The 13,957-nt window shown below is 39.3% G+C and carries 13 protein-coding genes and 1 tRNA gene; 4 read left to right on the forward strand and 10 right to left on the reverse strand.

The features are described 5' to 3' along the window. Positions 1 to 85: 85 nt before the first annotated feature. Positions 86 to 1,702, reverse strand: coding sequence for an ISL3 family transposase (locus tag L2B55_RS11665; protein ID WP_237845707.1), 1,617 nt, complete (start codon positions 1,700 to 1,702; stop codon positions 86 to 88). A 69-nt stretch (positions 1,703 to 1,771) separates the two neighbouring features. Here L2B55_RS11665 and L2B55_RS11670 point away from each other — a divergent pair, with 69 nt between their 5' ends. After that, positions 1,772 to 2,239: a helix-turn-helix domain-containing protein gene (locus tag L2B55_RS11670; protein ID WP_237845709.1), complete on the forward strand. Its 468-nt coding sequence runs from the start codon at positions 1,772 to 1,774 to the stop codon at positions 2,237 to 2,239. A 797-nt stretch (positions 2,240 to 3,036) separates the two neighbouring features. Here the strand turns inward: L2B55_RS11670 and L2B55_RS11675 are convergent. Continuing rightward, positions 3,037 to 3,765 carry an RES domain-containing protein gene (locus L2B55_RS11675; protein ID WP_237845712.1) on the reverse strand — a complete coding sequence of 243 codons (729 nt, stop codon included), beginning with the start codon at positions 3,763 to 3,765 and terminating at the stop codon, positions 3,037 to 3,039. Positions 3,766 to 3,831: 66 nt separating this feature from the next. On the opposite strand from L2B55_RS11675, the gene L2B55_RS18880 reads away from it, so the two are divergent. After that, on the forward strand, positions 3,832 to 3,963 hold the full coding sequence (locus L2B55_RS18880) for a hypothetical protein (RefSeq protein ID WP_255696427.1): 132 nt from the start codon (positions 3,832 to 3,834) through the stop codon (positions 3,961 to 3,963). 388 nt (positions 3,964 to 4,351) lie between these two features. Here the strand turns inward: L2B55_RS18880 and L2B55_RS11680 are convergent, their stop codons facing one another. From L2B55_RS11680 to L2B55_RS11695, 4 genes are all read right to left on the reverse strand, one after another. Then, a complete protein-coding gene (locus L2B55_RS11680; RefSeq protein WP_338092201.1) occupies positions 4,352 to 5,548 on the reverse strand; it encodes an IS4 family transposase in 1,197 nt (398 codons plus the stop codon). A 38-nt stretch (positions 5,549 to 5,586) separates the two neighbouring features. After that, positions 5,587 to 6,933 carry an IS1380 family transposase gene (locus tag L2B55_RS11685; RefSeq protein ID WP_237845715.1) on the reverse strand — a complete coding sequence of 449 codons (1,347 nt, stop codon included), beginning with the start codon at positions 6,931 to 6,933 and terminating at the stop codon, positions 5,587 to 5,589. 352 nt (positions 6,934 to 7,285) lie between these two features. Then, the gene (locus L2B55_RS11690) at positions 7,286 to 7,921 is read right to left on the reverse strand and encodes a hypothetical protein (protein ID WP_237845717.1); all 636 of its coding nucleotides are present in this window, start codon (positions 7,919 to 7,921) and stop codon (positions 7,286 to 7,288) included. Positions 7,922 to 8,124: 203 nt separating this feature from the next. Next, complete coding sequence (locus tag L2B55_RS11695; protein ID WP_237845719.1) at positions 8,125 to 9,036, reverse strand: hypothetical protein; 912 nt, start codon at positions 9,034 to 9,036, stop codon at positions 8,125 to 8,127. Positions 9,037 to 9,182: 146 nt separating this feature from the next. On the opposite strand from L2B55_RS11695, the gene L2B55_RS11700 reads away from it, so the two are divergent. Together L2B55_RS11700 and L2B55_RS11705 are read left to right on the forward strand one after the other, a co-directional pair. After that, complete coding sequence (locus tag L2B55_RS11700; protein ID WP_237845721.1) at positions 9,183 to 9,548, forward strand: ISAon1 family transposase N-terminal region protein; 366 nt, start codon at positions 9,183 to 9,185, stop codon at positions 9,546 to 9,548. A 28-nt stretch (positions 9,549 to 9,576) separates the two neighbouring features. Further along, positions 9,577 to 10,512: an ISAon1 family transposase gene (locus L2B55_RS11705; protein WP_237845722.1), complete on the forward strand. Its 936-nt coding sequence runs from the start codon at positions 9,577 to 9,579 to the stop codon at positions 10,510 to 10,512. A 132-nt stretch (positions 10,513 to 10,644) separates the two neighbouring features. Here the strand turns inward: L2B55_RS11705 and L2B55_RS11710 are convergent. The 4 genes from L2B55_RS11710 to L2B55_RS11725 all read right to left on the reverse strand — a co-directional run bounded on the left by L2B55_RS11710 (position 10,645) and on the right by L2B55_RS11725 (position 13,919). Beyond that, a tRNA-Leu gene (locus L2B55_RS11710) sits at positions 10,645 to 10,724 on the reverse strand. 34 nt (positions 10,725 to 10,758) lie between these two features. Further along, a complete protein-coding gene (gene hscB, locus L2B55_RS11715) occupies positions 10,759 to 11,292 on the reverse strand; it encodes a Fe-S protein assembly co-chaperone HscB (protein WP_237845724.1) in 534 nt (177 codons plus the stop codon). A 101-nt stretch (positions 11,293 to 11,393) separates the two neighbouring features. Continuing rightward, on the reverse strand, positions 11,394 to 12,719 hold the full coding sequence (rseP, locus tag L2B55_RS11720; RefSeq protein WP_237845729.1) for an RIP metalloprotease RseP: 1,326 nt from the start codon (positions 12,717 to 12,719) through the stop codon (positions 11,394 to 11,396). 51 nt (positions 12,720 to 12,770) lie between these two features. Continuing rightward, a complete protein-coding gene (locus L2B55_RS11725; RefSeq protein ID WP_237845731.1) occupies positions 12,771 to 13,919 on the reverse strand; it encodes a 1-deoxy-D-xylulose-5-phosphate reductoisomerase in 1,149 nt (382 codons plus the stop codon). Positions 13,920 to 13,957: the final 38 nt, after the last annotated feature.

Raw genomic sequence — 13,957 nt, forward strand, 5'->3', positions numbered from 1 at the left:
AACGCTTATAATTGTATTGAAAAGTGGCCCGTTGATTCCCGTAACAGCTGGCCCAGTATCATGGTTCTTCGTCAATTTTGGTGAATTATGCAGATTTCGCTAGTACCATTTTTCTTAACAGCTCAAAGCTGGCTCTGCCATACATTTTTCTTTTGATATTTTTAATCCGGTTGACTTGCCCTTCCACCTGCCCATTACTAAAGGGTGTGATCACGGCATTATTTACGGCTTCATAATCCTTCAAGATATTTTTGGCGAAATTTTTTAAGCCGCATTCAGATTTGGCGGTTTCATCTATCCATTTCATCAGTGACCCATCTTCCTTAAGGAGAAAAAGGTTTTTAAAGCTTTTTACTAACTGTTCCATCTGTTTTATATCAGGACATTTCTCATACAGGAGCTTGAGGAAGTCCTGGTCATCCTTCCGCGGAAGTTGATCCGGCTCCAGGTATAACATAAAGGATAACTTGGTTGGCGACCATGTTTTTATAGGTGTGGGGTTTATTTTCTTGGCTCTGAACGAGGGTTGCATTTTGTTCATTTTGAAACAAAACTGCGAATACTTACCATTAAAGCCCATCTGGGTTATGATCTGGTGTAATTCCCGATAAGTTTTACCTCGATTGTTTTCCTGTAGCAAAAAGTCAAGGAAAGCATCCAGGTTAGTGATAGTGCAGGATTCCCTTTTGGGCAGTTGCTCCATATGCACATATTTCTGGGTGGTTGTCCGTGATACATTTACCGTTTTGGCGATTTGCCTTATCGAATAACCTGCATTGTATAATTTTTTCACTTGCTCGAATTTATGCTGTCTATCAATACTAATGTTTGCAACAGAATCCCCGGATGTTTCCAACTCTGGGGTGCACTGAACCGGCTGTGGCCTTGGAGCTGCAGGTGCATGCTCCTTTTGGGGATTATTGTAGAGATTGAATACCTCCTTCAGCTCTTTTCCTTTGGATTGAATAACTCTTTTGACTGCTTCTCCAAGATTCATTAATAAATGAAAGCGGTCTGCTACCTGATGAGCTTGTGGGGCGCCTTTTTTCACCCCTAATGCATAAGGTCCATACCGGTCACGGGAAACTGTTTTTATTTCTGGATGTTTTTTAAGCCATTCGGCTAGGGTTTCCGACTCCCGATCCGGCAACAGGTCGATCACTTCCTTTCTTTCCAAATCAACAAGAACAGTTCCGTACGTTCTTCCCTTTTTGAATGCCCAATCATCCACCCCAATGATTCCCGAGGTCAATGTTTTAGATTGTATTTCCAGCTTTTTAACCACGCGTAATACGGTAGACGGACTTACGGGTATGCCCACATACCTGCTGATGGTAGCACCCGTATTCCCGCCCAGTTCAAGTGCCATTCTTGCTAGCAGGTCATTGGAACGCAGCATTCTTCTGTAATAAGGCTTAATTTCAGAATCAAAACGCTCCGTAAAGATTTTTCGGTGGCACGCAGGGTTATCACAAAAGTATTTCCTTGCTTTGAGCTTAACTCTTGCCAAATGCCCCGAAACAGGCAGGTCCAAAAGCTTCCTGGAGTATCGGCTGTGGATCCTATTGCTTTTTTTGCTGCAAATGGGGCAGGTAGAGCAGGGCTGACAAACCGATGCACAAATGTGCAATACTCCAGGTTCAGAAGAAATGGCATCAGCTTTTAGCTGTACGTTAGCAGGGAGAATAAATGATGGTATCATTAATAAAAAGTATAATATAAAATTACACATATATTATGCTTATTTTTATCATCCGAACAGAAAATTATTATGGGAAAAACTGTATTGAAAGTCCAGCGGTCAGAAGCCGGAGAGATCAAGAAGCTATTAAACACAAATGACGACTATACCGTGGGCGTAAGACTGTTTCTTGTATACTTAGTGGCCTTGGGCCATTCCTCCAGGAAGCTGGCTGAACTTCATGATATAAGCTTTAAGCAGATAACCAACTGGGTGCATCGATACGAAAAAGAAGGGATTGAAGGATTGAAAGATCGAAAAGGACGAGGTAGGCGCAGTGCCCTATCGGAAGATCAACTAAAGAGAATTAAGTCATTAGTCCTCTTGGAAAGCCCGAACCAGCACGGATTAACATCGGAAAAATGGACCGGCCCCCTTCTGGTGAAATGGATCAAAAATGAATATGGATTAGAGTATCAGAAGGCTCAGGTATACAATCTGCTTGAGAAAGTCGGCATTACATTTGAAAAGAAGCGCGGATTGATAAATAAAGTGTAATTAATTTATATACTTTTCACCAAAAGTGACGAAGAACCAGTATCATCCGTTTTGAGTGGCCCAGTATCACCGTTATAGACACCCAGGGCGTTTCTGGCTATCCTTCCTGGTAAACAAACTAAGGAATTAATAAAGCGCTACCTATATATCGGGAGGTATGCATTTCATGAACATCAATACACCATTTTTAAGAACTTAAAAGGGCAGTATAATCCGGGTACCCGTTTTGTAATTCTACCTATGGATATGGAATATATGGACGCAGGGGGCTTAAAGGAAAAATACAAGTTCCATTCTCAAATGAAAGATTTGGCGATTTAAAGAAGAATCATCCAGATATCGTTTATCCATTTGTATTTGTTGATCCGCGTCGAATAATTGATGAACCATTTTACTTTAAAAAAGAGTTTAACCTGATTGCAAGATTGAATCCCAAGGCTTACACGCGATCTTAATCGTGAACTTCGCAAAGAGTATAAAAATAGCACAAAACAAGGCTATCTGGCCATTTATGTACTATTCAGCCTCTATCGAAGGCAAGGTGCTTCTTTTTATGAATTACAAAAATCCCTTCATGCCCCTTTTTACGATTTACAACGGTCTTTGGATTGTTTATTAAAACAAAATCTTATTTTCAGTGAAGTAATGAAGATTAAAACTTCAACACAGAAAATTGTTAAGCCGCAGAAAACAAACTCATTGACAGGGAAGGGCAAGTGTATGATTAATTGAATTAACCGATAGAGTATATCGTTCTATCCGAGCGAGTTAAATCACAAAACTGTTTGTTCGAGATTCTACAATAGCTTCATTGGTTCATTTTCAAGCCATGAATCCCACTTCTTATCCGGCTCAAAAATTACCAAATTGTGATAATACTGGGTATCATCACTTCTAACTCCAAATACGTAAATTCCATCATATTTATTCTTAAAAATTTCAGCAATCGTTTGGCTAAATACATACTTTGGGTAATTATAATTCTCACCTCTTTTTTCATCATCCTCTTCCGAGAGGTCAGCATGCCACATTATACAGCTTAAGAAAGTATCAGGTTCTACATAGCTTAAATTTGCAATTTTCAGATTTTGAGGAATTTTATACTCTTGACACCATAGTGTTTTCCCGTTCTCAAAGTTACATTCTTTCAAAACCCCAAATGGGGAGTCGGATAAGTATAGAACTATTTCTCCATTGGAGCTATAGCGATTTGATTTTGCTTTTTCTCTGGGAGGAGGACCCATATTCAATTTTGATGGGGCATTTTTATAATTTATACCTCTATAAAATAAAGAGGTAACTTCTTTTATTTTAACATTATTAATATCATTTTTTAATCTTTCATAAAAAGGATGCGCTTTTAATTGTTCTGACGTTGAGAGCATTGCCCACTTATTTATTTCTCCATTTTCGGTAGTCCACCGAACTTTTCTTCCTGTTAGTGCGAAAATACTATCCATAATGAAAGTGATTTTGCACCTGCCTTTTGATGATCCTTGAATATTTCTAATTTCACCCTGCTTCATATGACGAAATTTAGCTAATTAAACCTTAGCAGTTCCATAGCTGTTGAAAATTCAATCAATCATTTTTTGAAAATTGCTTTATATTGCTCCCTTATGCGCTATACACCAAGCCTAGAAATTCAACAAAATATTGTTGAGTTTTTAAATAATGTAAACGAGAAACAGCTGGCTTTAAAACAAAAAAAGAAAGAAAAATAAGCGTTAAAGGCTAGCTTGTTGGATGCGGCGTTTAGGGGGGAGTTGTATGGAATAAGGGAATGCTGTATTATAATAATAAAGCTGAAATCTTGAGGCACTTATGGAAAGAAGAAGTTTTTAAGTAAGGGAACCTCGAAGATCCTGAAAATTCAATATGCATTTCGAAAAGTTCATCTTATTATATACATGATTTTTTTAATAATGAGGTCCACATAAACTTTTGGGATTGAATAAAGATTAAAATTAAAAGGACTTTAGGGATTTTTATTAATGATAAAAAGATTTGAAATCACACTCATCCGAACTTTTTCCATTTCGTCTAAATTTAAGGGCTTAGCGAATGAATACAGGGGTTTTGCTATGAAAACGGCAGAAAACAAGTAGGGAATCAGGTGGCAAAAAGCGTATGCTCCCGTTCATTTTTCATGGTTGCCTGTACCGGACGGATACTTCGGACGAGGGGCTGTATTCGTTCAATCACATAATCAAGGGTCAGGTAATAGCACAGGCAGATACGGATTTTCTCTACAAAGTTGGAAAAGGCGGTTCTGCCTTTGGCTTTCACTCTTCTGAGCAGTTCCAGCAGCAGGTAGGTGATCAGGGCTACAAAGATTTGCGATTTAACGGCGTTTTCACTCGTGCCGATGAATGTTTTAACATTCAGGTTTTGTTTGAGTTGTTTGAAAAATATTTCAATATCCCAGCGGCGTTTGTAAAGGGCGGCAATGGTGGCAGCCTTCCAGGTAGTATTATTGGTGATGATTTCCAGCTGCAGATTGTTTTGCTGATCAAACACCACCACTCTTCGCAGAATCTCTAGCGATAGCCTGTTGGCTTTTGCTTTCGTGCCGGTTAAATGAATCAATTCGTCCTTTAGTATGTGTTGGTCTTCCTGCTCAGGCAGCTCCAGTTCTTCGATCACTTCATATACCGTATTGTCCTTTATGCGGGTGACAAAGGTGTTTTGAGCTTTTATGCGGGCCAGGATTACCTCATAATCCCAATAGCCCTTGTCTTCCAGGATGATGGTATCCTTTGGAAAGATAGTTTGTTCAAAACCTTTGCTGTCATGCGTTTGGGCCTGGCTGATGTTGACCAGGTTGGGCAACATCATGCTTTCATCCCATTGGGTGTGGATTTTAAGGCCTCCTTTAGCTGTCCGAAACTTTGCCCAGTCAAACATGCTTAAACAAACGCTAATCGTGCTGCTATCTCGAATCAGCAGGGTTTTGTCTTTGACTTCCTCCACAATTTGCTGATTGGAGTATTTACTCAGGCTGCTGCCGTAATGCTTCAACAGGGCCGTATAAAGATGGTCAAACACTTGCCAGTTGCGTTTTTTATTTCCATCGCTCATGGTGCTTTTGGCGGGGCTTTGCTGCAATCCGAGGTCTTTAATGAAGGTTTCGGATACTCCGATGCCCACCGAAATATCCTCCAAAGTGCTGCATTTACACAGCTGTCCGAACAAAAGCGCGACTAAATGGTCGTAAGTCTTGTATTTATGGCAGTATTTATCACTCTGATATTTCTTAATGGATTGATTTAGCAGATAACGAGGGATTAAATCAATTATCTGGCGGATTAAAGGTTTATCATTATCCCAAAAAAGTCATTAGGGATTTAAGTTTTTGTCAAGTCAAATGTTTTATTGCAATTCCATAGGCCGGTAAACCATTCTCTTCGTTTCATGGCCAGCGACAGTTTTAGGATTTTCTGGCTGCCGTTTTTTACCATATACCCGCCAATGGCAAACACCTTGTAGCGTAATGTTTTCAGGCGTTGTTCTACTTGGGTATTAAGCACGACCTGCCTGAAAAGGCTGATGAAGTTATAGGCCATCATCACCCAGTTCAGGGCCGCTTCGGTAGCATCAAAGTTTTTAAGATTGAAGCTGTCTGCCCCAAAATCGTATTTCAGTTCTTTGATCCGGTTTTCGCAATTGGCCCTTTGCCGGTACAGATTCCACACCTGAAGCGCCGGCAGGGTTAAATCGGTGACAAAACAACTGTAGCGGTAATTTTTATAAATGCCCTCGTCTTCAAATAGTTTCAGCGTTTTGTCCGTTGCACAGGGGCGTTCACTGACTTGCTGGCGGACCATGACCAGCCTTCTGGGTTGATCCCACAGGGGACTTTGATAAGTGCTTTCGGCCACTTCGATACCAGCGGTAACTTTTACCCACAGGTGTTGTGCGGCGAGTTTTTGTTGGATCGGTTTGTACTGCCGGGCGGCAATGATGTAGTTGCCCACTTGTGGACTTTGCTCCAGATACTCAAATACTTCTTTACCGTAAAATCCACTGTCGGCCCTGAATAAGCCTATTTTTTTACCGTTTAGTTTTTCTATCGTATCGGCTAAAAAGCCTTGGAAATTATTGCTCGTATAGCTGTCGCCGCTTCGCAGCCAAAAGTTGGCGACCATTTTTGTTTCCTCTATAAAGGCGATTAAAGGATGATGACTGTTGCGGCCTGGCTTAAGGGGGTTGTATCCTTTTTTACTACCCTGTTGCCCGCCGTATCGGGTAAGGATGGTGGAGTCGACATCCAGCGTGTAATTATCATACTGCAGATTGCCAAAAAACCATTGGTATAAAGGGGTGAAGATCTGCTGGTTGGTGGCCAGGGTATGTTTGTTGAAAAAGCGCTGGATGGCTTTACTGCCTGCCATTTGTTTGAAACCCCAGCATTGTTTCATGACCGCATCATGGCGTGTTACCTCGCAATGTTCAAACTTGTTGGCCCCACACCATATGCTGGTCATAAACTGTTGGATGAGTTGATGCGGGGAATAGCCCCGGTTTGACCCTGGGGCTGGCAATGGCAACCGATCCAAGGCTGCTTCAAACTCCATCCTGTCCAGCATTTTTTTCAGTAAAACAATGCCCGACCAGGGCGTTATTTCTTTGTCTGTAAAGTCAATTTTCAGGTCCAAGTTCAAATAAGGTTTACTTACTGCAATTTCCTCCAATTTACATTGGTATAAAACCAATAGTTATCAACAAGTTAACACTCTTAATTTCTAATGGCGGTCATTAGAAATTGAGGCTAATGACTTTTTTGGGATTATTTTTGGTGCGGCGAAAAAGGCTCATCTTTTGAAGTTTGGTCACCTCAAATTTGGACTTTTTTCGCCTTTTTTAATTTTGGACTTTCGGATAGTTGTGATTTGAAATAAAACAAACTTTATTGGAAGATAAGTTTAGTCTAGATTGTCTAATTGAAAATAAAAAAAGGAGATTAAGCAATCTCCTTTTCTTTATATTTCATTCATTTAAAGCAATATCGTCATCTTTTGGCAACGGATTTGCCCAGTCTTAGTGTTATAAATCATTGCGCGCTTCCCCACTCACAATCATATAATTTAACGCATCAACATAATTAATCACGAGGGATGCATCGGATGAAATCTTCAATTGAATCATACCGTTGCCTGCCTTTGAGGCAAAAACAGTCCTGTAAGTACACCTATCTTCGTTTAAAGCATAAAGTTCCAAACTTGAACCTTCATAATAAGGAGAATCAAATTTTTCAACTGATTCCACTGGCTCTCCATATTTCGATATAAGCATGGACTTCATATTATCATACTGAGATTTTATAGACTTCCAAGTGGTTTGTTTATCATACATCACTGTCACACTATATACTGTTTTAGGTGTTGCTTCTACCATAACATGTACATCATCACCCGTGAATTTGCCAGTAAGGTATGCTTTTAAATCAGTAATTTTCCATGGAGTAAAACCTTGCTTTTTAAGTTGAGCAACAAATTGATTTAACGAGTCGTTTATTGGAATATCTTTAAATGTAAAATGTCCTAGCTTTTTAAGCTTATTTTTAATTTTAAGATAGCTTACTGAATCAGTTACTGTGCTTTTAGCTGAAATATTATCTACTTGAGCAAATGAGGTCAAAGTAGATAGTGTAAAAACCATCAAAGTAAATATTTTCTTCATGATAATACTATTTTTATCTAAATAACCCCAACTCGTCTGTTAAGTGAATATTTAGTTACGATAATATCTTTATCGTTACAAAATATATTCCTCAATTTTATAATGTAAACAATCGAAACCGTAAATAAGTACTGAACTTGAACTAGCTCAAAACTTCAAGTCTACACGCCCCCCGCCAGACGCAAAACCGTGCACCAGTACTTTTAGTTGTCTATGGGATTTGCAAGTTTTTTAATTTTCGATCCGACAACAATTAACTTAGTGGGGTCTGGAAACAAATTAGAGACGTTTTCTGGTGCAACTAATGCAGGGTGAATTTCTGCACCTTTTCCGATTAATTCTGCAAATGTTTTTATAGAATTTTTTATCCTCTCGATATTTTCAGGGATATTTTCTTTAAAATGTTCACTTGAAATATGTTCTGCCTCTGCTTGAATCATCAAGTCTGTTTCAGCCTTTTGGGCTTTTAAAATATCTTCTAAACTGTCGTTTTTCACTTTTAATCCTCTAACTTGTTCAGCAAGTAATTTACCTTCATGTATTTTTTTGTATATAACAGCGGATGCCCATACCAAACTTGCTATTACTGTCACTGCTGATGCACCTACAAAAACATTAAGCCAAATTGACCCATTTTCAACACTTACAATTTTTGTTTGGCCATTAATCTCGTCATTAAATATTACTTGGCTTAGACCAATGTGGATGTCTCTTGATACTTTTGATAGCTCGTCAAAATCATTTACTGGTGGTAATTTAATATTTATAGAGTTGATATCTTCCTCAGGAACTGTGGTAAGCAAAACATTTAAAAAATTCGTACTGAGTGTTTTTAATAAAGTCAGATTAGAAACAATTTCTCGTCCTTCTAGGATTTGAATAATCATTTGATCATTAGCTGTCGTGAAGATTGCAGAGTTACTTAAAGAATCAACTACACCATCAAATAAGTTTAATGTCTTTATATCATTAATAACATTTCTAATGCTTGCAAGTCCAGACAATCTCATATTACTCACCTGTCCTTGTGAAGTAGCCATGTTTTCTGCTTTCCAGTCGAGTCGTTTAAGGATGCTTTGAAGTTGTTGCTTGATTATTTTTAAAGATGCTTCCATTTAATTTATTTTAGTAATAATGTTGATGTCTTAGTATTTGGTGCTAACGAATAAACTAAAAAGCAACTCTTCAGTTTTCAGGGATCAAGTACAAAAGTTGTGGAGTAGGGAATAAAAGTTCATTTTTGGGCATCCTAAAAAACACCATGCACGAGTCCTATAAAGCCCTGATCCCACTGATCCTTCCTGAATCCATTGAGGAATATTTTGAATTAACTGAGGTGGAGAAAAAAGACGCCGCTATCCATATCTATTTAAAGGAAGTAAACAAGACCCCTGAAGAGTATTCGGCAAACAAATTGCACTCCAAAGGCTTTTTTGAGCCCATCACCCTGCAGGATTTTCCCATTCGTGGTTTTCAGGTGTACCTCCACATTACCCGCCGCCGCTGGATGAACGAGGATACCGGCAAAGTCGTTTACCGCAATTGGGATTTAGTGGCCCAAGGCACCCGCATTACCAAGGGTTTTGCGGCTTTTTTAAAAGCATTCAGCCGATACACAGGCGCATAGCCTGCAAACCATCGCCGGTTTCTATGGCGTGAATGGCAAGAAACTTCATCGCAGCTACCGGAACCGCTTAAGTAATTTTAACTCCTGGAAAGCGGGCAACGATATCGAAAAAGGACTTTTGTTTCCCCAAAACATGGGACCTTATCTTTCCATTGACGAAACTTCGTTGTCCTTAGGGGAACTCTATACCATCATCACAAATAAAGACGCCAGGGGCAAAAAAGGGACCGTTGTGGCCATCGTCAAGGGCACACAGTCCGATGGGATTATTCCCCTGCTCAAGCGGCTTCCCAAACGGTTACGGAACGAAGTAAAAGAAGTAACCATGGACCTGGCAGGAAGCATGAACCTTATTGTCAAACATTGTTTTCCCTATGCCAAACAGGTGATCGATCGTTTTCATGTGCAACAACTGGGGGGAGAGGCCTTGCAGGAAATTCGCATCCAGCATCGCTGGAAGGCCATAGAGGCGGAAAACAAGGCCTTGGAAAAGGCCCGAAAAACCCAAGCAGAATATCATCCGAAGATCTATGCCAACGGGGATACGCTCAAGCAATTGCTGGCCCGCAGCCGCCACCTGCTGTATAAAGCCCAGGTGAACTGGAGCCAGGAACAAGAAAAACGGGCAAGTCTCCTCTTTGAGCTATATCCAGATCTGGGACAGGCTTATGCATTGGCTCAAAAGCTCTCCTGGATTTACAACCACTCCTCATCTAAACCCCTGGCCTTAACACGCTTGGCCCAATGGTATGACCAGGTAGAAAAGGCCGGCTTTAAAACGTTTAATACCCTGTCCAAAACCATACAGCTCCATTACGAACGGATCCTGAACTACTTTGACAACCGCAGCACCAACGCTTCGGCCGAATCGTTCAATGCTAAAATCAAAGCCTTCCGGAGTCAATTCAGGGGTGTAAAGGATGTACCTTTTTTCCTTTTCAGGCTTACTAAATTATTTGCTTAAGAAAGGGTTGCTCCACAGGTTTTGGGATTGATCCGTTTTCAGTGCATGTTTAGTTGCGTTTATATTCCGTCCCCTTTAAAATACAAAACCCTTGCAAATACTTGATTCACAAGGGTTAAATCTGTTTTTCGGTACCCGGAGCCGGAGTCGAACCGGCACTGTTTCCAACTGGTGTTTGAGACCAGCGCGTCTACCAATTCCGCCATCCGGGCATTTCTGAGTGGCTTTATTACTAAAACCGTTCCCTCAATTGCGGGATGCAAATGTATATAGCTTTTCTTTAATTCGCAACAAATATTTGCTCTTATAATAGTTGTCCTTGATTTTCAGGAGAATATTTTTTTTGTCATTTTCAGATAGCTCCTCAAAATCCTTAACGTGATGTTTTAACTCTATGTCCAAAACTTCATCAATAGATTTTACCTGAGTTTCAATTTCAGCCATCTTAGTTTCATCTTCATCAAATTCTAACTCCATTAACAACTCGTTTATTTCCATCATTTCCATAAGGAAAGCCTGTGGCAATTGATGCTTTTCGCCATCTATTATTAAATCATTCAGCTGTAAAATATATTCCACGCGTTTAACGGGATTACTCAATACTTTAAAGGCATTATTATTTAAAGTTGATAATTCTAACACTTCCTGCTGTTTTTCATCCGATTCATTTACATGAAAGTCGGGATGATACTCTTTGCTTAAAGCATAAAACTTTTTCTTTAGGAGAGCCTCATCTGGGTAAAAAGAAACAGGAATATCGTAGAACTGGAAATAATTCATTATTAAATTTTATTTGGAGACAAAGATAGGGGAGCAGCTATAAAAGCAAAGAACAAAGATTGCTCTTTGTTCTTTGCTTTTATTCTACCGTAAACAATAGTTTACCTGAAGAATTTAAAAATATCATTACCAAAAGCAAACACCATTAAACCGATAAGTATAACGAAACCTACTACTTGGGCACGTTCCATAAATCTATCACTCAATGGTTTACCTTTTATCATTTCTACAATAAGGAATATAGCGTGACCTCCATCTAATGCAGGGATAGGTAATAAGTTCATAAACGCTAATACCAGAGAAATTAAGCCGGTAAGTGTCCAAAAGTTAACCCAATCAAACGTACCTCCGTAAATTTGAGCCATACCAATAGGGCCTTGTACAGCCTTGCGAGGATCAACATCCCCTTTAAAAATCTTACCAAAGCCTTTAGCTTGATCGACCAAGGTTTGTTTTGCTTTTTCTGCTCCAATAGGAAGAGCCTCAGCCAAACTGAATTTATCGGTTTTAAAGTTTAGCCCAACAGCTTTAGGATGAAAACCAATTTTTCCCTCTTCTGTAACTTCTACAGGTAAACTGATGTTTTTTCCATTACGGACTACCTTCAACTCGGCATTTTTGCTCTTACGCACAGCCAGGGCTGATTGTATTTCGTCAAAAAAATGAATACTAGTTGAGTCAACAGCTACGATTTTATCTTCAGCCTGTAAGCCAGCTTTTTCAGCATTACTTCCAGCCTGAACTTTACCTACTACAAACGGCAGGCGAGGTGAGATGAAAGCATTTTTACCACCTTCAACTTCAGAAACTTTTTCAATAAAATTAGAAGGGATATGAATCAAGGTATCTTTTCCGGCACGGTCAACATTTAAGTTTACATTTCCGAACAACACTTTAGGACTCATCAAATCACTAAACCTCTCAACAGGCTTACCATCCACTCCTTTAATTTTGTCTCCGGTTTTTAAGCCTATTTCTTTACCTAACTCAAGGGCCTCAATACCGTATTTTACTTCCGAGTTAGGAAGATAAGTTTCACCATATTTAAAGGTCAATAACCAAAAAATAAAGATACCAACCAATACATTTACAACAACTCCACCCAACATTACAATCAATCGTTGCCATGCTGGTTTTGAACGGAACTCCCAAGGCTGAGCAGGTTGTTTCATTGCCTCAACATCCATTGATTCATCAATCATTCCGGCAATTTTCACATATCCACCTAATGGAAGCCAACCGATACCATATTCAGTATCTCCTTTCTTGAAACTAAATAATTTTACTCCCCAGGCGTCAAAAAATAGATAGAATTTTTCAACCTTAATGCCAAATGCACGTGCAGCCAAATAATGGCCCAGCTCATGCAACACCACTAAAATTGAAAGTCCGGCCAACAGCTGGGCCGCCATGATTAATCCACTCATTATTTCTTTAAAAGTTATAGGTCAAAATTAAAATAAATCTTTATAATGGCACTAACTTATTAGTTCCAAAGCCTTTATTCGAGCCTCACGATCTGTATAAACATAATCGTCATAACTTGGTTTGGCCACTTTAGTTACTTTTTGCATACATTCTTCTATAATATCCGACATCTGCAAAAAACCGATTTTATCCTTCAAAAATGCATCCACAACCACTTCATTGGCAGCATTTATGACACAAGGGCAGTTTCCTCCGATTTCAAGAGCTTCAAAAGCCAGGGCAAGATTACGAAATATTCTGATGTCAGGTGCTTCGAATGACAATTTAGGAAAATCAATAAAGCTAAAACGTGGAAAATCACTTTTTATTCTCTGCGGATAAGCCATGGCATACTGAATGGGCAACTTCATATCGGGTAAGCCCATCTGAGCTTTAATTGAACCATCATTAAATTGCACCATAGAATGAATTATAGATTGGGGATGAATAACAACCTCAATTTGATTGATATCCAAATTGAACAACCATTTCGCTTCAATCACCTCCAGACCTTTATTCATCAAACTGGCTGAATCAATAGTAATTTTAGCTCCCATGCTCCAGTTTGGATGTTTTAATGCCTGATGTTTAGTAACCATTTTTAAGTCATCCAATCCTTTTCCCCTGAATGGCCCTCCCGATGCGGTAAGAATAATTTTTTCAATAGGATTATGATCTTCACCAGTTAAACACTGAAAAATTGCAGAATGCTCCGAATCAACCGGTAAAATTGACACTTGATGCAACTTGGCTAATTCGGTCACCAAATCACCTGCTACCACTAACGTTTCTTTGTTTGCTAAGGCGATATTTTTTCCTGCTTTAATAGCAGCAATTGTTGGACGTAAACCAACATAACCAACCAAAGCAGTCAATACCATATCTACGGAATCATACTGCACCACTTCTGCTAAAGCCGCCTCACCAGCCAAAACCAGAATAGGAGTGGTGGACAAAGCATTTTTCACATACTGATATTTTGACTCATCAGCAACAACTACCGCTTTTGGACTAAACCGTAATGCTTGCTGAATTAATAAATCAGCATTACCATTAACTGTTAATACTTCTGCTTTAAATTTATCAGGATTTGCAGCTATCACCTCCAACGCCTGAGTACCTATTGAGCCGCTTGACCCTAAAATTGCAATTCGTTTCATTTATTATTCAAAATCTCATAGAGAGATTTTCTATTTAC

The organism is Solitalea lacus (assembly GCF_022014595.1).
GTDB classification, from domain to species: Bacteria; Bacteroidota; Bacteroidia; order Sphingobacteriales; family Sphingobacteriaceae; genus Solitalea; species Solitalea lacus.